Source organism: Microlunatus sp. YIM B11417, assembly GCF_059617205.1.
The window spans coordinates 285353-306731 of the sequence record NZ_JCAMPJ010000006.1 but is presented as its reverse complement, the minus strand read 5'-3'; the positions used below and the strand labels follow the sequence as shown (position 1 = coordinate 306731).

Genomic DNA, 21379 nt, shown 5'->3' with positions numbered 1-21379 from the left:
GCTTCCTGATCGGTGCGTCGCAAACACTAGCGCACCAATTAACTATTAGGTAGCCTGCCTGTTAGTTTCAGCCGCATCGTCGCGATGATCTTCGAAGTGTCGCCGCCAGGAAGGGGAGGTTCCGCTGCATGCGCATCCGTGAACCCCGCATCGACCGGGGCTTCCATGTGATCAACTACTGCATCCTGGCGCTGTTCGCGCTGTCGGTGGTGTATCCGTTGGTCTACGTGGTGAGCAGTTCGCTGAGCAGCGCCGAGGCGATCAGTTCCGGCGCCGTGAAAGTGCTCCCGGTCGGGTTCAACGTCGACGCGTACCAGACGATCTTCTCGGCTCCGCCGCTGCTCCGCGGGATGGCGAACTCGATCTTCTACGCCGTCGCCGGCGCGACGATCGGGACCGTGCTGACCGTGCTCTGCGCCTACCCGTTGTCCCGGCAGGACCTGCCGGGCCGGCGCTGGCTCACCTTCTTCGTGCTGATCCCGACGCTGTTCTCGGCCGGGATCATCCCCAACTACATCGTGGTGCAGCAGCTCGGCCTGCTGAACACGGTCTGGGCGATCGTGCTGCCCGGGGCGATGGCGGTCTTCAACGTGATCATCACGCGGACCTACTACCAGCTGAACATCCCGGGCGAGCTGCTCGAGGCGGCCAAGATCGACGGCGCCAGCGACGCCCAGTTCTTCTTCCGGGTGGCACTGCCGTTGAGCAAGCCGATCATCGCGGTGAACCTGCTCTTCTACGCGGTCGGCCAGTGGAACGGCTGGTTCTCCGCGATGCTCTATCTGACCGACCAGAACCTCTATCCGCTGCAGTTGGTGCTCCGCGAGGTGCTCACCCTGGCCAGCGTCTCCCCCACCGACATGGGCAGCATGAGCGCCGCCGAGTTCGCCCGCCGGCAGGACCTCTTCGACAAGCTCCGGTACGCGCTGATCGTGGTGGCGATGATCCCGCCGCTGATCGCGTACCCGTTCGTCCAACGCCACTTCGTCAAGGGCGCACTGATCGGATCCCTCAAGTGAACGACGCCACCACGCCCACCATGAAGCCGCGCAAGCGCACCCTGGTCCGGATCCTGCAGTCCTGGCAGCTCTACCTGATGCTGGCCCTGCCGCTGGCGTACGTGATCGTCTTCCTCTACTGGCCGCTCTACGGCCTGCAGATCGCCTTCCGCAACTACAACATCGTGCAGGGCATGCTGGGCAGCCCGTGGGTCGGGCTGCAGCATCTGGAGCGGTTCATCGCCTCGTACCAGTTCTGGCCGGTGATCACGAACACGCTGATCCTCAACTTCTACGAGCTGATCGCACTGTTCCCGCTGCCGATCATCCTGGCCCTCTTGATGAACGTGGTCCGCAGCACCCTGTTCCGGCGCGGCGTCCAGTTGATCACGTACGCACCGCACTTCATCTCCACCGTCGTCGTGGTCGGCATGATGGTGATGCTGTTCTCCCCCAACGGCGGCATCGTCAACCAGGTGCTGCAGCTGTTCGGCGGCAGGCCGTTCGACTTCCTGGCCAGCCCGGACTCGTTCCGCCACATGTACGTCTGGTCGGGCGCCTGGCAGACCCTCGGCTGGTCGGCGATCATCTACCTGGCCGCGCTGTCCGGCGTCGATCCGGAACTGCACGAGGCGGCCAAGGTGGACGGCGCCAACATCCTGCGCCGGATCTGGCACATCGACTTCCCGGCCGTGCTGCCGGTGAGCATCACGTTGTTGATCTTGAACATGGGGTCGATGCTGAACAGCGGCTTCGAGAAGGTACTGCTGATGCAGAACCCGCTCAACCTGGCCGGTTCCGAGGTGCTCGACACCTATGTCTACCGGGTCGGCCTGGCGTCGACCGTCCCCCAGTTCTCCTATGCGACGGCGATCGGCCTGTTCAAGTCCGTGATCGCACTGATCCTGCTGATCCTGGCCAACTGGCTGGCCCGGCGCGTCGCCAAGACGAGCCTCTTCTGAGTGACCCCGAGAAAGGAAATGATCATGGCCGATCCCAAGGAGCTGTCCCGCCGGACACTGTTGACCGGCGCAGCCGGAGTCTCGGCCGGGCTGGTCGCCGGCTGCACCACCGGCGGCGGCGAGGCCCCGGGCTCCGCCCCGTCCAGCGGCGGCGCCGGCACCGGCACCGGAGCCAAGGTCGAGCTCGGCGCCGAGACCAAGGGCGTGCTGTACCCCGACCCGTACGTCGGCCCGAAGGCGACCGAGCTGAAGCCGTTCGCCAGCGGCGGCACCACGTTCCGGATCGTCGTCCCGCAGGACACCACGGTGGTCGGCGACTGGAACAACAACACGTACACGAAGTGGCTGGAGGAACACACCGGCGTCAAGGTCCAGTTCGACGCCGTCCTGGTCACCAACCCCGACGGCAGCGCGGACCTGTCCAAGATCAACGCGATGATCGCCTCCGGTGATCTTCCCGACGCCTTCATGGCGGTCGGGCTGAGCCGCGACCAGATCGCGCTGTACGGGCAGCAGGGTCTGTTCCAGGCTCTTGATCAACACATCGAGACCTCGGCGCCGCACATGCGGCAGCTGCTGACCGACCTGCCCGACGTGCGGCGGACCAATCTGGCGCAGGACGGCAAGATCTACAACTTCGGCGGCGTCAACGACTGCTTCCACTGCCGCTGCGCGGGGGCCCGGGCGTTCGTCAACCAGAAGTACCTGGACAAGGTCGGCGCCAAGATGCCGGAGAACACCGAGGAGTTCCGCCAGCTGCTGCTCGCCTTCAAGGCGGAGAACCCGAGCGGCAAGGAGGGCTTCCTGCCGTTCCTGGGCGGCGACGTGACGTACGACCCGGTGGACCAGTTCATGATGGGGCCGTTCACGTACAACCCGGGCCCGACGGCCGGCGCGGTGTATCTGCGCCTGAACCAGGGCAAGGTCGAGTTCGCCGCGAACAGCGAGGGCTGGCGGAACGGGCTGCGCTTCATGCGGCAACTGTTCGACGACGGCACGCTGACCCAGCAGACGTTCACGATCAAGGGCGAGGAGTTGACCAAGCTCGGCAACAACGGCCTGATCGGCGTCTGCCGTGCGTTCAACTGGGCGGCCTGGGTCACCATGGGCCAGGGCGAGGACGCCCTGTGGCGCGACTACGTGCCGGTGCCGCCGCTGGCCGGGCCGGACGGGACCCGGATCGGCACCTGGACGTACGGCAACGCGCCGTTCACCAACGCGATGGCGATCACCAGTGCCTGCAAGGATCCGGCGACCCTGGTCCGCTGGGCCGACGCACAGATGGAACTCGAGTCCACGTTGCGCGCCTACGCCGGGCCGCAGGACGCCGGCTGGCGCTGGGCGAAGAAGGGCGAGCAGGGCAGCGGCGGCAAGCAGGCCGTCTGGGCCGGCATCCCGCGGGACAAGATCCCGGTCGGCGACGGCTGGAACCAGTACGCGATCATGTACCGCTCGGCCGACTTCCGAGCCGGCGAGAAGGTCGATCCGTCGGTGCCGAACCTGGACAAGATCGCCGAGTTGTACCAGGAGTACGCGCAGCCGGAGGACCAGTTCCTGCCGCGGCTGCTGTACACCCCGGACGTCACCGCCCAGCGCGGCGACATCGAGGCCAACCTGACCTCGGCCGTGTCGATCCACCTGGCCAAGTTCGCCACCGGGCAGCTGGACGTGAACGACGACGCGGCCTGGAACGCCTACCTGTCGCAACTCGAGCAGATGGGCCTGCCCACGTATCTGCAGCTCACCCAGCAGGCGTACGACACGCGTCCCCAGTGAGTGTCGGCGGCCGGGATTAGGCTGACCGGGTCTTGATCCTGGAGGCGATCATGCCCGACAACGCAGTTCTGGCGGACGACTTCACCGGCCCGACACTCGACCCGGGCCGGTGGATCGATCACTACTTCCCACACTGGACGACGCCGGACCGCTCGGCCGCCCGCTACGCATTCGTGGCGGGCGGCGGACTGCGGCTGCGGATCGACCATGACCAGCCGCCGTGGCGGGTCGAGGACGGCCCGATGCGGGCGTCCGGCGTGCAGACCGGGAGCTTCGCCGGGCCGGTCGGCAGCACCCGGGGCCAGCAGCGCCACCGTACCGACGGGCTGATCGTGCGGACCGCCGTACCGACCCGCCGGCTGTGGACGCCGAGCTCCGGCCGGGTCGAGGTGACCGCGGCCGCGAGCCCGGATCCGGCCAGCATGCTGGGGATCTGGCTCGTCGGCGTCGAGGACCGGTCCCCGGACGAATCGGGCGAGATCCTGCTCGCCGAGTTGTACGGGGAGTTGATCGGACCCGACCGGTCCACCGTGCGCCTCGGCGTCAAGGCCCATCACGATCCACGGCTGACCACCAAGATCACCGATCACCCACTGCCGATCGACGCCACCACCCCGCACCGGTACGGCGCCGAGTGGGACGGCACCGGGATCCGCATCCTCGTCGACGACGAGTTGATCAAGACCTACGACCAGCGGCTCGACTATCCGCTGCAACTGATGATCGCCCTCTTCGAGTTCCCCACCGACGAGAGCCGCGATCCGGCGGACTACCCCAAGACCGCGGACATCCTCAGCGTCGACGGCCGCTCCGGGACGTGAGGGACGTCGCGAGGTCGGGGCGAGGCTCTCGCCGAGTCTGACGGTCGCGGCGTGATCCTCAGCTCTCGTTCCCCGGGGCCCATCATCAGTTCGTCACAGTCCATCGCCGGGTCCGGCCCGGCGTCGTCGAACATCGTGTTCCCGCCGGGCGGCTCACTGTGCGCCACATTCGAAACCTGAAGGGCCGAGGGCAGGTCGTGGAGCTCCAGCATTCCCCGGAGTCCAGGCAGGCTACGGACGAGCGGTGCGTGCACCTGGCGGCTGCGGCCCCGACTTCACAGTGATTTCGAATCCGCTGCCGATGAGTCGGACGAGTTCACGTGTCGGCGATCGCGGGCTTGCACCCGGCTCCGCCTCCACGTCGCAGGGGCCACGGAAGCGCGATTCATCTCCGAACGACCCCGAACACCGCTTCGGCGGAGCCCCAGTGCCCGCGCGACGTCGTGGTGATCAACTTTGCGGGAGGTCGGCCAACGCTTCGAGCATCTCGAACCCTGGGCACCCACGCCCCACCGCCGATCAGTGTGAGGTTGCGGCCCAGAGGGCGTGGGCGACTGGTCCGGTACCAAGATCATGAGTACCGGAACGGTTCGTCAGATACACGTTGCCGTGCGGTGACCGGAAGATCATCATCGTCGTCGGGTCCGGTCTCAGCCGCCGCCAACCACCGTGCGTCACGGCGCGATGCTCCACCCGCGCCAGCGGGGAGAGTTTCTCCACTCGTGTCTGGCCGGGCGGCCCGTTCGGTTGGTATGGCTCGGTGTGATCAAGATCGAGCCTGCGGGTCGCGGTCGACCACGGAAACGCACTGCCCGGCTGCCGCAACAGCACATGTTCACGCTGCCGGTCCGGGATCTCGTAGGCATCCACCGGCGGCGGCGCCTCGTTGAGATCGATCACCGGGCGCACGACGACCCGATCATGACCCAACCACTCGCTGGCCACACTCTTCAACGTCGGCCCGACGCCTGGTACGCGGCACACGCCCTCGGCTCGCGGTAGGTCCTCGGCCGCGATATGCACCACCACCGTCGAGGCCGGCGCCAGGACCGCCGGGTCCAGCTTGGCCACCAGCCGTTCCACCGCAGCCTCGAAGAGCGCCGACTCCACCTCCACGACGGTCGGTCGGTCGCGCAGTGCCGGATGAACCTCCGACTCCTCCACCGCAACGTCCGGGCCAGTGTCAGGCGTCAACGCCGCCACCGCCTCGGCAAGTTCCTCGTCGAACAGCTCCGGCTGCCGCCGTCGCGCCCGCAATCGCGTGATCGCGGCGACATCGCCCAACAGGCCGAACGCCTCCGCCCGCCGCTCATCCGCACTGCCCTCAGTCAGGCAGTCGGCCAGCTCCTGGACTTGGGCGTACAGCCGGAGCGCGGCCAAGGGCTCGAGACGGCCGAACACGGCCTTGTGCCCGTTGTCGTCGGTCTGCGACAGCCACACCCCACGCTGCCTACGCCGCATCTCGTACTCGGCCCGCGCCCGCTCACCGTCGATCCGCAAGATCGCGGCCTCGGCTGCATCCCGCAGTTTCCCGTAGGGCTGCGTCCCGGCGAACCAGGCCACGGCCCGATCCACCTGCGCCGCCTGCTCGATGGTCAGGTGATGGGTCAGGCGGGCGATCTTGCAGGCCTGCCACTCCTCCACCTCACAGCGCATCGTCTTCGCCCACAACAAAGGCAACCTGTGCCGCAGATCCAGCACGTCCCCGATGAACAACATCCCAGCCGTATGACCCTTGCCGATCTTGACCAGGAACTCCAACATCGCCAGATCATTCACCGCCGGCGTCCCCTCACCCCCCCCGGCCGCACCGCCTGCGCCAACCCCGGACCATCACCCATGATCGACTCCGCCGGATGCGCATCCACCCACGCCGCGGTCCACACCAATAGTTCGTTGGCCGCCGCGATCCGGGCGCGCCGCAACCCGCCCGCGGCTTTGAGGATGTCGGCGGCACCGTACCCGGCAGCCTTCCCCTCCAACGATTCGAACATACACGCTATTCTAATCCAACGGACTGACAGAAACCCAACAAAACAAGGGAATCAGGATCATCGGCGCACGGGCGCTCCGGGCTGGCGGACGGCACTCTCGGGTCGCCCCGTTGAACAGGACCGTGATCACCTGATCGATTCGAGCCGGAGCGGCCCGCCGACCGGTGCCACGACCACGGTCCCGGCTCCCGGCACCGCGGCAACCCAGAACCGTGGCAACGGCCCACGCGGCTGCGTCGCCGGTCAGCGTCACCGCGATGGAGGCGTTGGCGACCAGCCGGGCGCGGTCGGCGGCACCATGATCGGGAGCGGTGCGCGGCGACCGACGATCGGTGCAGCCGTCGGCGATCACGAGCGATCCTGGGCTGTGGAAGGCCAGTCGCGAAAGAGGCACCGGATCACCACCGTCGCGGACCGCTGCCCGCTCGAGAACGTGAGCGCTCAGCAACGACCCGAGCGCGCCACACCTGCTGCACCACCCGTTCCTGCGCTGTTCGACTCCCGCCAGGCCAAGATCACGGACCCCACCCGTTCCGTTCCTCAGGCCAGTCGACCCCGCCGGCGGACCCGATCGTGGATGATGGGGGCGTGAAGCTTCTCGAATCCTCGCTGTCCGATCTCCAGGTCTCCAATGTCGTCCTCGGCCTGATGCGGATCAACAATCTCGATGATGATCAGATTCGTGACCTGGTCTCGGCCGCCCGGGACGAAGGCATCAACGTTCTTGATCATGCTGACATCTACGGCGGTGATCACGGCTGTGAGCGCCGGTTCGGCGACGCGGTGCGGCCCACCGGGGCCGATCGCGAGGCCATGATCATCCAGTCCAAGGTCGGCATCCGGCAGGGCTACTTCGACTTCTCCGCCGAACACATCGCCGAGTCGGTCGAGGAGTCTCTGCGCGCGCTCCGCACCGACTATCTCGACATCCTGCTGCTGCACCGGCCGGACACCCTGGTCGAGCCGGACGAGGTCGCGGCCGCATTCGATCGACTGCACGAGGCCGGCAAGGTGCGTCACTTCGGCGTCTCCAACCACACGCCCGGGCAGATCGAACTGCTGAAGCGGTCGGTCCGGCAGCCGCTGGCGTACAACCAGGTGCAGTTGAGCATCACCCATGCTCCGCTGTTCGCCGCCGGCATCGCCGCCAACATGCAGGGGCTGGACCAGTCGATCGACCGGGACAACGGCCTGCTCGACTACAGCCGGCTGAACGACATCACGCTGCAGGCCTGGTCGCCGTTCCAGAAGGGTTTCTTCGACGGCGTCTTCCTCGGCGACCGGGAGAACTACGCGGAGCTGAACGACGCGATCGACGAGCTGGCGCAGAAGTACGGCGTCACCCCGACCGGCATCGCCGTCGCCTGGATCACCCGCCACCCGGCCGGCATCCAGGTCGTGCTCGGCACCACCAAGCCGGAACGGGTCCGCGAATCCGCCGCCGGCTCCGAGGTGCCGCTGACCCGGCAGGAGTGGTACCGCCTGTTCACCGCGGCCGGTTACCGCGTTCCCTGAGTCGATCGGAGCAGCCGTGCGCGTCCTGATCATCGGTGGCAGCGGCCACATCGGAACCTTCCTGGTGCCACGCCTGGTCCGGGCCGGGCACGAGGTGATCAACCTGACCCGGGGCACCAGCACCCGGTACGCCGACGCGCCCGAATGGGTTCCGGTACGCCAGGTGGTCGCCGACCGCGAGGCCGAGGACCGGTCCGGGACGTTCGGCGCCACCGTGCTCGCGCAGCGGCCGGACGTCGTCGTCGACCTGGTCTGCTTCACCGTCGGCTCGGCGACCGCCCTGGTGGACGCCCTGCGCGGCCACGTGGCTCACCTGCTGCACTGCGGCTCGGTCTGGCGGTACGGGGCCAGTCGCAAGCTGCCCATCGCCGAGGACGACCCCGCTGCTGCCGGCGAACCGTTCGACGAGTACGGCATCGAGAAGAACCGGATCGCCCGGCTGCTGAAGCAGGAGACCGCGTCGGGCGGGCTGATCACCACCTCGCTGCACCCTGGCCACATCGTCGGCCCCGGCTGGACCCCGATCGGCCCGCTCGGCAACGTCGACCCCGCCGCCTGGTCCGCCCTCGCCGACGGCCGCCCACTGCGCGTCCCCGGCAGCGGGACCGAACTGATGCACCACGTGCACGCCGGCGATGTCGCGCAGGCGTTCGAGCTGGCGGTCGAGCACCGGGACGCGGCCGCCGGTGAGGACTTCAACATCCTGTCGCCGGCGGGCTTGAGTGTCCGCGGGTACGCCGAACTGGCCGCCGCCTGGTTCGGCCGGACCGCGACGGTCGAGCCGGTGAGCTGGCCCGAGTTCCGGCGAACCACCACGCCCGAGTACGCCGACTCGAGCTGGGGCCACCTGCACCGCAGCCAGTGCTTCACCATCGAGAAGGCCCGGACCCGCCTCGGCTACGCACCGGCCCACAGCTCCGAGGCGGCGATCCTGGAATCCCTGCGCTGGCTGGTCGACCACGGCCGGCTCGCGCTCAGCCGGCCGCTGCCGGACTGATCAGGACGAGGTTTCGAGCGCGGCTCGGATCCGCTCCGCATAGTCCTGCTGCTCGCCGTCGGCGTACTTGGTCCGAGGCCAGAAGAACCCGCGCAGGCCGTCCCCCTTGCTGCGCGGTACGACGTGCAGGTGCAGGTGCGGTACGGACTGGCTGATCACGTTGTTCATGGCGACGAAACTGCCCTGCGCCCCGAGCGCGGTGCCCTGGGCGGCGGCGACCTCCCGGCCGAGACCGAGCAGGGGCTGCATCAGGTCGGCGGGCAGATCGAGCAGGGTGTCCACGTGATCGACCGGGATCACCAGCACATGCCCCTTGAAGACCGGCCGATGATCAAGGAACGCGACCAGCCGGTCGGTCCGGGCCACCTCCACCGCCGGCAACTCCCCGCGCGCGATCTGGCAGAAGATGTCGTCGCTCATGCTTTCGGGGTCCCGGCGGCGTTGTTCGGGGGTGCGCAGCGGAGGAGAAGAACGCCGTGGGGTGATCTCATGGCGGCGATCCTACTGAGCCGGGCCTCGATCAGTGAGCTGCGTTGATCATCCCGGCGGCCGCCTGCTCCGCCAGGGTCACCGCGACCAGGCGCTGTTCCAGCGATGGCCTGCTGATCCGGGTCGCCGCGGTGATCAGGAACCGGCCGTGGCCGACGCCCGCATGCTCGAGGGCGAGTTCGATCACGTCGTCGGTCGGCAATCCGGTCCGATCCACGTCGACGGTACGGTCGCCGTCGGTCAGCGTGCCGTCCGGCCGGAGCCGATAGCGCGACGGCCGGACCCCCTGGTCGAAGCGGCAGCCGTCGACGTCCAGCACGGCGGTGATCTGGTCGGCGACCCGCTCCACCAGCTCCCCCGTCGGCGTGCCGCCGGCCGCGACGATCCGGGCCGCCGACACGACGCCGGACAGGTAGCCCTCGCGGAGACTGGCCCGGCCCTGCTGCCGGCGCCCCCACAGCGAGAGCTCGGTCACCGCCAGCCCGACCAAGATCAACAAGACGGCGGTCTCGAGGTCGTTCCGGTCGTTGATCGTGAAGGTCAGGTACGGCTCGGTGAGGAAGAAGTCGAACCAGGCCGTCGCCGACAGCGCCGCCACGATCCCGGCCAGCCGCCGGCCGCTGGCGGCGACGCCGACGACCACCAGCACCAGGACCAGGGCCGCGTTCGCGTTGTCCACCAGGTCGCGGACCAGGCTGAGCAGCCAGCCGACGACCGCCGGTCCGAGCAGCGCGACGGCCATGATCACGGGCCCGCGCGAAGTCCAGGTACGCACACCCTCACTCCAGTCCCGGCGACGCCGCGGGTCAAGGACCTTGACGTGATCTTGACTCCGGTTTGACGCCGTCAGGGTACGAAGCGATACCCGACCCCGGGCTCGGTCCGGAAGTGCCGCGGATGGCTCGGTTCGGCCTCCAGCTTCCGGCGGAGTTGGGCGAAGTAGACCCGCAGGTAGTTGGTCTCCCGGTGGTAGGCCGGGCCCCAGACCTCCTGCAGCAGCTCGGTTTGCCGGACCAAGCGGCCGGGCCGCCGGGCCAGCGCCGCGACCAGCCGCCACTCGGTCGGCGTCAGGTGGACCTCCTCGCCGTCCCGCGTCGCGATCTGCTCGGCAAGATCAAGACGCAGCGTCTCGGTAGTGATCACCGACTGGTCGCCGGCGAGTTGATCAGGGCCGCGGCGCAGCGCCGCCCGGATCCTGGCCAGCAGCTCCTCCATCCCGAACGGTTTGGTGACGAAGTCGTCCGCACCAAGATCAAGAGCCTCCACCTTGTCGTCCGACTCGTGCCGCGCGGACAGCACGACGACCGGCACCGCGCTGAACTCGCGCAGCCGTGCCAGCACCGACACCCCGTCCAGGTCGGGCAGGCCGAGGTCGAGCAGGACCAGGTCCGGCATCCGTTCGTCGATCACCTGCAGGGCCGACCGGCCGTCGCCGACCGTCTCCACGTCGTAGTCGCGGGCCTTCAGGTTGATCCGGAGGGTTCGCAGGATCGCCGGATCGTCGTCCACCGCGAGGATGAAGGTCACGCCGGCCCCCGGTCCGCCGCCGGCAGATCGATCACCAGGGTCAGGCCGCCGCCCGGCGTGTCCTCGGCGGAGAGCTCGCCGTGCATCACGTCGGTCAGGCCACGGGCCACCGCGAGCCCCAGCCCGACGCCGTCACCGCGGGGTACGTCACCGAGCCGCTGGAACGGTGCGAACAGCTTCTCCTTGCCCTCGCCCGGAACTCCGGGACCATGATCGACGATCCGCAACGACACCCACTCCCGCCCCGACTCGTCCTGGTACGGCGCCGCCGTGACGTCGATGGATGCCTCGGCCGGCGTGTAGCGCAACGCATTCTCCACGATGTTGGCCAGCACCCGATCCAGCAGCCCGGCATCGGCCACGGCGAGCGGCAGGTCGTCGCCGATCTTGACCGCGATCCGCTGGGACTCCGGCAGCGACCGGGTCACCTGGTCCACCGCCGCGCCCAGGTCGACCTCGGCCAGCAACGGCTTGACCGTGCCCATCTGCAGCCGGCTCATGTCGAGCAGGTTGCCGACCAGCGCGTCCAGCCGGTCCGCCGACTCCTCGATCGTCGCCAGCAGTTCGGCCTCGTCCTCGGGCGACCAGACGATCGTGCCGCGCAGGCTGCTGATCGACGCCTTGATGGCGGCCAGCGGGCTGCGCAGGTCGTGCGACACCGCGGCCAGCAGCGCGGTCCGGGTCCGGTTCCCCTCGGCCAGCCGGGCCCGCTGCCGGGAGTCCTCCGCGGCCCGCTGTCGCTCCCGGATCACCGCGAAATGCGCGGCATAGGCGGTCAGCAGGGTCCGGTCCGAGGCGTCCAGCGGCCGGCCCGCCATGGCCAGGTCGACCTCATCGTCGATCCGTACCGAGACGTCGGCCTGGTCCAGCGTCCGCGGTCCCTGCCCGCAGGTCGCAGCCACCAGCTCGGTGCCGCCCTGCCGCCGGATCAGCGACGCGCCCGCCATCCCGAAAACCTCGCTGGCCTGCCGCAACAGTTGATCTTGATCCTCCCCGATGTGCATCAGCCGGTGCGACAGCACGGCGAGCGCGTTCGCCTCGGACCGGGCCCGGGTCGCCTCCTCGGTACGCCGGCCGGCCAGGTCCACGACCGAGGCGACGGCGATTCCGGTGATCAGGAACACGGCCAGGGCGAACGCGTTCTCCGGGTCGGCGATGGTCAGCGTCATCGTCGGCGGTACGAAGAACAGGTTCAGGCAGATCCCGCTGATCAGGGCGCCGACGATCGCCGGCCAGAGCCCGCCGACCAGCGCGGTCGCCACCACCAGCGCCATCATCATCATGGACTCGGTGGGCAGGCCGTGGAGGTCCGGCGTCGCCCACAACACCGCGGTCAGGATCGCCGAGCCGATCGTCGCCATCAGGTAGCCCGCCACGATCCGATTCCGGCCCAGGTTGGTCCGGCGCCGCTGCAGCAGCGATCGGGCCCGGGCGTAGTCGTGGGTGACGACGTGGATGTCGATGTCGCCAGACTCGGCGATCACCACTTCGCCGATGCCCGGCCGCAGCGCGGTGGCGAGCCGGCTGCGTCGGCTGGCGCCGATCAGGATCTGGCTGGCGTTGACCCCGCGGGCGAACTCCAGCAGCCCCTCCGCGGTGTCGGCGGCGACCACGGCGTGGAAGCTGCCGGACAGCTCGGTCGCCTTCTGCCGCAGGCGTTCCAGCTGTTCGGCCGAGACGCCCTTGAGGCCGTCGCTGCGGCTCACGTACACGGCCATCCACTCGGCCCCGGCGGTCCGGGACGCGATCCGGGCCGCCCGTCGCATCAACGCCGCCGACTCCTTGCCGCCGGACACCGCGACGACGATCCGTTCCCGGGTGGTCCAGGTGGTGGCGATGCCGTGCGCCTCGCGGTAGCGCTCCAAGCCCTCGTCCACCCGGTCGGCCAGCCAGAGCAGCGCCAGCTCGCGCAACGCGGCCAGATTGCCCTCCCGGAAGTAGCGGGACAGCGCCGTGTCGATCTTGGTCGCCGGATAGATGTTGCCGTGCGCCATCCGGCGGCGCAGCGCCTGCGGACTCATGTCGACCAGCTCGACCGCGTCGGCGGCCCGCACCACCGCGTCCGGCACGGTCTCCTGCTGCCGGACGCCGGTGATCGACTCCACCACGTCGTTCAGCGACTCCAGGTGCTGCACGTTCAGGGTCGTGATCACGTCGATGCCGTGGTCGAGCAGCACCTCCACGTCCTGCCAGCGCTTCTCGTGCGCCGTCGGGTCGGCCGGATCGCGGACGTTGGTGTGCGCCAGCTCGTCGATCAGCGCGACCTGCGGCGCCCGGCGGAGCACCGCCGCTAGATCGAACTCGGACGCCTCCAGACCCCGGTACCGCAGGTGCTTGCGCGGCACGATCTCCAGATCGCCGAGCTGGGCCTCGGTCAGCTCCCGGCCGTGCGTCTCGACCAGGCCCACCACCACATCGGTGCCACGGTCGCGGCGCCGCCTGCCCTCGTTGAGCATGGCGAACGTCTTGCCGACGCCCGGCGCCGCGCCGAGATACACCCGGAGCCTCCCGCGATCCATGGCCCTAGTTTCCTCCCAAGGCCTGGTTCAGGGTGACCACGTTGACCCGCGGTTCGCCGAGAAAGCCGAGCATCCGGCCCTCGGTGTGAGCCGCGACCAGGCGTTCCACGTCGGGCACCGGCAGGTTCCGGGTCGCCGCGACCCGGTTCACCTGGATCGCCGCGTACTCCGGGGAGATGTACGGTTCCAGGCCGGAGCCGCTGGCCGTCACGGCGTCCGGCGGCACCGCGGACTCGGGTACGCCGTTCGCCTCGGCCACCGCGGCCCGCCGCTCCTGGATCGCGGCGATCAGGTCCGCGTCGTTCGGGCCGGCGTTCGAGCCGGCGCTGGCCAACGCGTCGTAGTCGCCGGCCGACGGCCGCGGCTGGAACCACTGGTCGCCCTCGAAGACCTGGCCGATCAGGGCCGAGCCGACCACCTGGCCGTTCACCACGATCGGTGAGCCGGCCGCCCGGTTCGGCATCGTGAAGCCGACCAGCCACACCGCCACCGGGTACGCGACGCCGAGGATCACGGTCAGCACCACGACGGCGCGCAGGCCGGTCAGCAGCTGCCGGACGAAGTTGGGGAAACGTGCATCCATGATCTTCAGCCAATTCCTGGGATGAGGGAGACGAGCAGGTCGATGATCTTGATCCCGAGGAACGGCACGATGATGCCGCCGAGACCGTAGATCAGCAGGTTGCGGCGCAGCGTCGCCGAAGCGGTCGCCGGCCGGGACTTCACACCACGCAGCGCGAGCGGGATCAGGGCCACGATGATCAGCGCGTTGAAGATCACCGCGGACAGGATCGCCGAGGCCGGCGAGGACAGCTGCATGATGTTCAGCGCCTGCAGCCCCGGGTACGCGACCGCGAACATGGCCGGGATGATCGCGAAGTACTTCGCGATGTCGTTGGCGATCGAGAACGTGGTCAGCGCACCGCGGGTGATCAGCAACTGCTTGCCGATCTCCACGATGGAGATCAACTTCGTCGGGTCCGAGTCGAGGTCGACCATGTTGCCGGCCTCCTTCGCCGCGGCCGTACCGCTGTTCATCGCCACGCCGACGTCCGCCGCAGCCAGCGCCGGCGCGTCGTTCGTCCCGTCGCCGGTCATCGCGACCATCCGGCCGCCGGCCTGCTCGGACTTGATCAACGCCATCTTGTCCTCGGGCGTCGCCTCGGCCAGGAAGTCGTCCACACCGGCCTCGTCGGCGATCGCCTTGGCGGTGCGCGGGTTGTCGCCGGTGATCATCACCGTCCGGATGCCCATCGCCCGCAGCTGGTCGAACCGCTCCCGCATGCCGGGCTTGACGATGTCCTTGAGGTACACCACGCCGAGGATCCGGGCCTGCTCGCCGACCTTGGTCGCCACCACCAGGGGCGTGCCGCCGGCCGAGGAGATCTCGTCCACCACCGCGGCCAGGCCGGGCGCGTCGGTGCCGGACCAGGCCAGGATCGCCGAGCCGGCACCCTTGCGGATCTGCCGCACGCCGTCCGGTCCGGCCAGGTCGATGCCGGACATCCGGGTCTGCGCGGTGAACTCGACGAACGTCGCACCGCTCGGCAGGTCGTCGTCCCGGGAGCCCTCGCGCAGGGCGAGCTCGACGATCGAGCGGCCCTCCGGAGTCTGGTCGGCCAGGCTGGACCAGCGGGCCGCGTCCCGCAGCTCGGCCTCGCCGACCCCGGCCAGCGGCCGGAACTCGGCCGCCTGCCGGTTGCCGTACGTGATCGTGCCGGTCTTGTCCAGCAGCAGCGTGCTGACGTCGCCCGCCGCCTCGACGGCCCGGCCCGACATCGCCAGCACGTTCGCCTGCACCAGCCGGTCCATGCCGGCGATGCCGATCGCGCTGAGCAGCGCTCCGATGGTGGTCGGGATCAGGCAGACCAGCAGCGCGACCAGCACGGCGACCTGTTGCGGTGTGCCGGCGTACGTCGCCATCGGCTGCAGCGTCGCCACCGCGAGCACGAAGATGATCGTCAGGCTGGACAGCAGGATCGACAGCGCGATCTCGTTCGGCGTCTTCCGCCGGGTGGCACCCTCGACCAGCGCGATCATCTTGTCCAGGAAGGATTCCCCGGGCGCAGCCGTGATCTTGACGACGATCTCGTCGGACAGCACGGTGGTGCCGCCGGTCACCGCGGACCGGTCGCCGCCGGCCTCTCTGATCACCGGCGCGGACTCCCCGGTGATCGCCGACTCGTCGACGCTCGCGACACCCTCGACCACGTCGCCGTCGCCGGGGATGACCTGGCCGGCCACCACCCGGACCCGGTCGTTGATCTTGAGCTGGGTGCTCCGGACCTCCGTCACGGTGCCGTCGGCCTCCAGCCGGTGGGCGACGGTGTCGCTGCGGGTCGCCCGCAGGGTGTCGGCCTGCGCCTTGCCACGGCTCTCCGCCACCGCCTCGGCCAGATTGCCGAAGATCACGGTCAGCCAGAGCCAGATCGCGATGCCGGCGTTGAACAGGCTCGGCTGGACGATCGCCAGGATCGTGGTCAGGATCGAACCCAGCCAGACGATGAACATCACCGGCGACCGGAACAGGTGCCGCGGGTCCAGCTTGCGCAGCGCGTCCGGGAACGCCTCGGCCAGTTGCCGGCCCAGGCCGGCGTGCACCACCTGCTGCCGCTTGTGGGTCACAGGTGTCGGGCGGTCGAGGTCCGGCACCACCTTGAGATTGGTCTTGCTCATGACAGTGCCTCCGCGATGGGTCCGAGCGCGAGCGTCGGGAAGAAGGTGAGGCCGGTGATCAACAGCACTTCGCCGATCAGCAGGCCGATGAAGAGCGGGGTGTGGGTGGGCAGCGTCCCGGACGTCTTCGGTACCGTTCCGGCCCGGGCCACGGACCCGGCCAGCGCCAGCACCAGCGCGATCGGCACGAACCGGCCGATCAGCATCACCAGGCCTAGCGTGACCTGGAAGAACGTCGAGGTCACGGTGATCCCGGCGAACGCGCTGCCGTTGTTGTTGCTGGCCGACGCGTAGGCGTACACCACCTCGGAGAAGCCGTGGATGCCGGAGTTCGCCATCGCGTCCGGGGTTCTCGGCTGCGAGATCGCGGTCGCCGTGCCGACCAGCACGCAGACCGGCATGATCAACACGAACAGCGCGACGTAGGTCATCTCCTTCTGCCCGATCTTCTTGCCCAGGAACTCGGGCGTCCGGCCGACCATCAGCCCGGCGATGAACGTGGCCAGCACGGCCATCACCAGCATGCTGTACGCGCCGCTGCCGACCCCGCCCGGTGACACCTCGCCGAGCAGCATGTTGAGCATGACCACGCCGCCGCCCGGCGCCGTGAACGAGTCGTGCATCGCGTTCACCGCTCCGGTGGACGTGCCGGTGGTGCTGGCGGCGAACAGCGCGCTCGCCCAGGTGCCGAACCGGACCTCCTTGCCCTCCAGCGCGGCGCCGGCCAGCTGCGGCGCGGCACCGACCCGGGCCACCTCGGCCCAGACCGTCAGTACGACCGAGGCCAGCCACAGGATCGCCATCGTGGCGAGGATCGCCAGGCCCTGCTTCTGGTTCCGCAGCATGGTGCCGAGCGTGCGCGGCAGGCTGAACGGGATCACCAGCAGCAGGAAGATCTCGAACAGGTTGCTGAACCCGTTCGGGTTCTCGAACGGGTGCGCCGAGTTGGCGTTGAAGAAGCCGCCGCCGTTGGTGCCGAGTTCCTTGATCACTTCCTGGCTGGCCACCGGTCCGCCGGGCAGGGTCTGCTGGCCGCCGGCGATCGTGGTGACCGTTTGGTCAGGGGCGAAGTTCTGCACCACACCGGTGGCGATCAAGATCACCGCACCGATGATCGCCAGCGGCAGCAGCAGCCGGAAGCAGATCCGGATCAGGTCGACCCAGAAGTTGCCGAGCACGTCGGACCGGACCGCGAGGAAGCCGCGCACCACGGCCGCGAAGACGGCGATGCCGGTCGCCGCGGAGACGAAGTTCTGCACGGCGAGGCCGGCCATCTGGGAGGTGTAGCCGAGAGTGGACTCCCCTGCGTAGGACTGCCAGTTGGTGTTGGAGACGAACGAGGCCGCCGTGTTGAACGCCATGTCCCACGGCATCCCCGGCAGGTCCCGGCTGAACGGCAGTGCACCCTGCGCGACCAAGATCAGGAAGAGCACGACCAGTCCGGCCAGCGAGAAGCCCAGCGTGGCCAGCAGGTAGCTCGCGGTGCTCTGCTGGTTGTCCGGGTTCACGCCGAGCAGCCGGTAGGTGGCCCGCTCGGCCCGGTTGTGCCGGGTCGGCGTGAGCACGGCGGCCATGTAGTCGCCGAGTGGTACGTGGACGAGCGCCAGCAGGCCGATCAGCGCGACGATCGTCAGCACCCCCGAGAGTTCCGGTGTCATCAGAAGCGCTCCGGCAGGACCAGGGTGACGATCAAGTAGACGATCAGGCCGGCGACCAGCACGATCAAGCCGGCGGATTCGAGACTCATGATCACGATTCAACGCGGGCCCGGCCGGGCTCCGGCGTGCGTTGACGGCGTCCTCATCGATCTTGACGCCGTCTTAACCCGCCCGTTAGGCACCCCCTTCGGCTGGGTACCAGGGCGGTGTCAGCGAAAGGAGCACCGATGAGTGACACCCTGCCCGGACCCCGTACCGTCGCCCACGCCGCCAGCCCGAGCTTTCGGGCGTCCCGGCCGCTGGCCGACCACCTGCAGCAGCTGCACGTGGATCTGATCGATCTGCACCTGCAGGGCAAGCAGGCGCACTGGAACGTCGTCGGCAAGAACTTCCGCGACCTGCATCTGCAGCTGGACGAGGTGGTCGCGGCGGCTCGCGACTTCTCGGACGACCTCGCCGAGCGGATGCGGGCGATCTACGTCACGCCGGACGGCCGCGCCGCCACGGTGGCCGACCGGTCCAGCCTGGCCGAGTTCCCGGCCGACGAGGTGGACACCGCCGAGACCGTCGACCTGATCACCACCGCGCTCTACGCGGTGGCCGCGACGGCCCGCCGGATCCACGACGCGGTCGACGCCGAGGATCCGACCACCGCGGATCTGTTGCACTCGATCCTGGAGCGGATCGAGCAGCTGGCCTGGATGATCGACGCCGAGAACCGGATCGCCAACCGCAGCATCCCGCGGCCGATCAACGAGTAGCCGCCCGGCTCGCCGGGCGCTCCGGTCGGCCCCGGTCCTGCCAGGATGGGCGCCATGGTCGAGCCAGGAGGTGCACAACCGCCGGAAGAGCGTCCCGACGCGTGGCTCCCGCCCGGGAGCCGCCGACAACCGGAGGTGCGCCCGCCCGAGCCCGGCCGGCCGGGCCGACCGCCCGAACCGGGCGGGGTGACCGGCCGCTGGCCCGACCCACCCTCCTGGCCGGCCTGGCAGCCGCCGCGGCCGACGTCTCCCCCGCCGCGTACGCCCGCGTACGTGCCGATCACAGTGATCGCGGTCGTCGTCGTGATACTGATCGCCGGCGCCGTCGTCGCCGGCCGGAGCGTGGCCGGGCTGCTGGACCGGCCGCGGTCCGTGGAGCGGCCCCGGATCGAACGCGCCACCCCGCGGCCGACCGCGCCCGCGGTCCCGGAGCGGCCGGTCACGCTCCCCTGGCAGCTGGAGCCCGGAGCACTGCGGCCGGACCTGGCCGGCGCCGAGTTCGTCGGGCCCGTGGACGGCGACTTCAACGGTCCCTACCTGTCGGCGGTCGACCCGAAGGTCGCCGACGTCTGGGTGGCCCTGACCGGCGACGGCGACGAGCGCTCGATGGCCGCGCACGGCCTCGATCCGGCCACCGGCCGGCAGCTGTGGAGCCGGCCGCTGGAGGGCGGGCTGTGCGCCACCGAGGCCGATCGGCGCGGCGTGGCCTGTGCCGAGATGCTGGACCGGGACCCGACCACCGGCCTCGGCCGGAAGTGGCGCCTGCAGCTGCTCGACCCGCGGACCGGTGAGCCTGAGGTGAGTCGCGAGGTGACCGGCTGGCTCAGTGCGCTGCACCGGTCCGGCGACACGCTGGTCGTGCTGGAGCAGCGCGAGCCGGCCCCGCACGCGGTGCTGCACGGCTTCGATCTCGCGACGTTGAAGCCGCTCTGGCAGCTGGACCTCAGCAAGCAACCCGGACACGGGCAGCTGTTCAGCGAGAACCGGATCATCGCCCGCAAGGACCCGGACCGGGACGGCGTGGTGATGGACCGGCCACGCTTCCGCGACGTCGGGTACGGCCCGTCGGCGGAGCAGACCGGCGGTGACGGCCTGGTCGCCCTGTGGGCCGGGCAGCGGGCGGCGTTCGTCCAGCCGCGCACCGGGAAGTTGATCATGATGCCGCGGTGCTCCCGGCTGGTCGACGACGGCACCCGGCTCTGGTGCAACGAGCCAGACGGGGCGCAGGCGTATGCCTACGACGGCAAGAAGCTCAGCCGGGTGACCGGGCCGCGGCTCGCGTTCCCGGGCGACGACGGCGTCGGCGTGGACCGGAACCGGCCGGTCTTCATCAACGAGGTCGGCGCGCCGGTCACCGTCGATCCCGACACCGGCAAGGTCGGCAAGCCGTACAGCGTGCCGGGCTCGGGATCGGCCTTCGGCGAGACGACGATGCCGGGCGCCGAGACCGTCGGCGAGCACACCCTGCTGGTCGGCGAGGGCGGCGCGATGCTGGTCGATCCGCAGCGGGACAAGATCATCTGGATCAACCCGTACATCACCCACACCGACACCCCGATCCTGATCAAGGACGAATTGCTGCTCGGCGCCTATCGGGCCGACCTCGTCGATCTGGCCACCGGGGAACGCCGGGCCACGGCCAAGCTGGAGGGCCTCTACACGGTCGCCGTCGGCGACCGGATCGCCGGAGTCGGGCCCGACCTGCTCTGCCTGCAGCAGTTCGGCTGAGTCCTGCTCTACCGTCGGACGGGGGCTGCAGACATCGCCGGGTGAAAGGGTGGGCATGGGCGAGCCAGGGACCGTCGAACGCGTCAGCGGAACCGCGAACGGGCTGACCGCCGCGCAGGTGGCCGAACGGGTCGCCGCCGGCGCCGTCAACCACGCCAAGCGGCGCACGTCGCGGCCGTTCTCGCAGATCCTGCGGGCCAATCTGATCACTCCGCTCAACGGCGTGATCGGCGTGCTGGCCGTGATCGCCGTGACGTTCGGCGGCTGGAAGCAGGGGTTGTTCGCGCTGGTGATCGTGGCCAACATCCTGATCGGCACGCTTCAGGAGGTACGGGCGAAGCGGACGCTGGACAAGCTGTCCCTGCTCAACGCGGCCCCGGTGAAGGTACGCCGCGACGGCCAGGTCGCCGAGCTGCCGCCGGACCAGCTGGTCCGTGATGATCTTGTGCTGGTCGAGCCCGGTGACCGGATCGTGGTGGACGGGCCGGTGATCGAATCGCGCAACCTGGAGATCGACGAATCGCTGCTGACCGGCGAGGCCGACCCGGTGCCGAAGCTCACCGGCGACGGCGTGCGGTCGGGTTCCTTCGTGGTCGCCGGGTCCGGGGCGTTCCGGGCCGAGCAGATCGGCGCCGAGGCCTACGCGGCCAAGCTGGTCGAGGAGGCGAGCCGGTTCGCCCTGGCCAGTTCCGATCTTCGCGAGGGCATCAACCGCTTCATCAAGTTGATCACCTGGCTGATCGTCCCGATCGCCACCCTGCTGGTGATCAGCCAGCTCGCCTACACCACGGACTGGCGGACGATCATCGTCTCGACCGTCGCCGGGATCGTGCCGATGATCCCGGAGGGCCTGGTGCTGCTGACCTCGGTCGCCTTCGCGGTCGGCGTGGTCCGGCTCGGCGCCCGGCGCTGCCTGGTCTAGGAGCTGCCCGCGATCGAGGGGCTGGCCCGGACCGAC

The 21379-nt window shown here is 69.5% G+C and carries 19 protein-coding genes; 9 read left to right on the top strand and 10 right to left on the bottom strand.

Annotated elements, in window-relative coordinates:
• Positions 1 to 128: 128 nt before the first annotated feature.
• From AC6CCG_RS26220 to AC6CCG_RS26205, 4 genes are read left to right on the top strand one after another with little or no spacing between them, the layout of a single operon-like run.
• Positions 129 to 1019 (top strand): carbohydrate ABC transporter permease, encoded by an 891-nt coding sequence (locus AC6CCG_RS26220; RefSeq protein ID WP_496657696.1) that lies wholly within the window; start codon positions 129 to 131, stop codon positions 1017 to 1019.
• Positions 1016 to 1960: an ABC transporter permease gene (locus AC6CCG_RS26215; RefSeq protein WP_496657695.1), complete on the top strand. Its 945-nt coding sequence runs from the start codon at positions 1016 to 1018 to the stop codon at positions 1958 to 1960. Before AC6CCG_RS26220 ends, AC6CCG_RS26215 begins: the two co-directional genes overlap by 4 nt.
• A gap of 24 nt (positions 1961 to 1984) precedes the next feature.
• The gene (locus AC6CCG_RS26210; protein ID WP_496657694.1) at positions 1985 to 3736 is read left to right on the top strand and encodes a type 2 periplasmic-binding domain-containing protein; all 1752 of its coding nucleotides are present in this window, start codon (positions 1985 to 1987) and stop codon (positions 3734 to 3736) included.
• Positions 3737 to 3786: 50 nt separating this feature from the next.
• Entirely contained in the window at positions 3787 to 4557 is a 771-nt protein-coding gene (locus AC6CCG_RS26205) for a glycoside hydrolase family 16 protein (protein ID WP_496657693.1), read from the top strand.
• Between the two features lie 519 nt (positions 4558 to 5076).
• Here the strand turns inward: AC6CCG_RS26205 and AC6CCG_RS26200 are convergent.
• Together AC6CCG_RS26200 and AC6CCG_RS26195 are read right to left on the bottom strand one after the other, a co-directional pair.
• Complete coding sequence (locus tag AC6CCG_RS26200) at positions 5077 to 6321, bottom strand: hypothetical protein (protein ID WP_496657692.1); 1245 nt, start codon at positions 6319 to 6321, stop codon at positions 5077 to 5079.
• 11 nt (positions 6322 to 6332) lie between these two features.
• Positions 6333 to 6551 carry a hypothetical protein gene (locus AC6CCG_RS26195; RefSeq protein WP_496657691.1) on the bottom strand — a complete coding sequence of 73 codons (219 nt, stop codon included), beginning with the start codon at positions 6549 to 6551 and terminating at the stop codon, positions 6333 to 6335.
• Positions 6552 to 7139: 588 nt separating this feature from the next.
• Between AC6CCG_RS26195 and AC6CCG_RS26190 the strand changes: the two genes are divergently transcribed.
• Positions 7140 to 8066, top strand: a complete 927-nt coding sequence (locus AC6CCG_RS26190) for an aldo/keto reductase (protein WP_496657690.1) — start codon at positions 7140 to 7142, stop codon at positions 8064 to 8066.
• 16 nt (positions 8067 to 8082) lie between these two features.
• The gene (locus AC6CCG_RS26185) at positions 8083 to 9063 is read left to right on the top strand and encodes an NAD-dependent epimerase/dehydratase family protein (protein WP_496657689.1); all 981 of its coding nucleotides are present in this window, start codon (positions 8083 to 8085) and stop codon (positions 9061 to 9063) included.
• Here the strand turns inward: AC6CCG_RS26185 and AC6CCG_RS26180 are convergent, their stop codons facing one another.
• The 8 genes from AC6CCG_RS26180 to AC6CCG_RS26145 all read right to left on the bottom strand — a co-directional run bounded on the left by AC6CCG_RS26180 (position 9064) and on the right by AC6CCG_RS26145 (position 18021).
• On the bottom strand, positions 9064 to 9483 hold the full coding sequence (locus AC6CCG_RS26180) for an HIT family protein (protein WP_496657688.1): 420 nt from the start codon (positions 9481 to 9483) through the stop codon (positions 9064 to 9066).
• Positions 9484 to 9583: 100 nt separating this feature from the next.
• Positions 9584 to 10294, bottom strand: a complete 711-nt coding sequence (locus AC6CCG_RS26175; protein WP_496657728.1) for a DUF4118 domain-containing protein — start codon at positions 10292 to 10294, stop codon at positions 9584 to 9586.
• Positions 10295 to 10398: 104 nt separating this feature from the next.
• Complete coding sequence (locus AC6CCG_RS26170) at positions 10399 to 11079, bottom strand: response regulator (protein ID WP_496657687.1); 681 nt, start codon at positions 11077 to 11079, stop codon at positions 10399 to 10401.
• Entirely contained in the window at positions 11076 to 13598 is a 2523-nt protein-coding gene (locus AC6CCG_RS26165; RefSeq protein ID WP_496657686.1) for a DUF4118 domain-containing protein, read from the bottom strand. The genes AC6CCG_RS26170 and AC6CCG_RS26165 overlap by 4 nt, the downstream gene beginning before the upstream one ends.
• 4 nt (positions 13599 to 13602) lie before the next feature.
• A complete protein-coding gene (gene kdpC, locus AC6CCG_RS26160; protein ID WP_496657685.1) occupies positions 13603 to 14181 on the bottom strand; it encodes a potassium-transporting ATPase subunit KdpC in 579 nt (192 codons plus the stop codon).
• Between the two features lie 5 nt (positions 14182 to 14186).
• Positions 14187 to 16274: a potassium-transporting ATPase subunit KdpB gene (kdpB, locus tag AC6CCG_RS26155; RefSeq protein WP_496657684.1), complete on the bottom strand. Its 2088-nt coding sequence runs from the start codon at positions 16272 to 16274 to the stop codon at positions 14187 to 14189.
• Positions 16271 to 17932 (bottom strand): potassium-transporting ATPase subunit KdpA, encoded by a 1662-nt coding sequence (kdpA, locus tag AC6CCG_RS26150; protein WP_496657683.1) that lies wholly within the window; start codon positions 17930 to 17932, stop codon positions 16271 to 16273. The genes kdpB and kdpA overlap by 4 nt, the downstream gene beginning before the upstream one ends.
• Positions 17932 to 18021, bottom strand: a complete 90-nt coding sequence (locus AC6CCG_RS26145; RefSeq protein WP_496657682.1) for a potassium-transporting ATPase subunit F — start codon at positions 18019 to 18021, stop codon at positions 17932 to 17934. Before AC6CCG_RS26145 ends, kdpA begins: the two co-directional genes overlap by 1 nt.
• Positions 18022 to 18159: 138 nt before the next feature.
• Between AC6CCG_RS26145 and AC6CCG_RS26140 the strand changes: the two genes are divergently transcribed.
• From AC6CCG_RS26140 to AC6CCG_RS26130, 3 genes are all read left to right on the top strand, one after another.
• Complete coding sequence (locus AC6CCG_RS26140) at positions 18160 to 18693, top strand: Dps family protein (RefSeq protein WP_496657681.1); 534 nt, start codon at positions 18160 to 18162, stop codon at positions 18691 to 18693.
• 273 nt (positions 18694 to 18966) lie between these two features.
• Positions 18967 to 20421 carry a PQQ-binding-like beta-propeller repeat protein gene (locus AC6CCG_RS26135; protein WP_496657680.1) on the top strand — a complete coding sequence of 485 codons (1455 nt, stop codon included), beginning with the start codon at positions 18967 to 18969 and terminating at the stop codon, positions 20419 to 20421.
• Positions 20422 to 20476: 55 nt separating this feature from the next.
• The gene (locus AC6CCG_RS26130) at positions 20477 to 21343 is read left to right on the top strand and encodes an HAD-IC family P-type ATPase (RefSeq protein WP_496657679.1); all 867 of its coding nucleotides are present in this window, start codon (positions 20477 to 20479) and stop codon (positions 21341 to 21343) included.
• Positions 21344 to 21379: the final 36 nt, after the last annotated feature.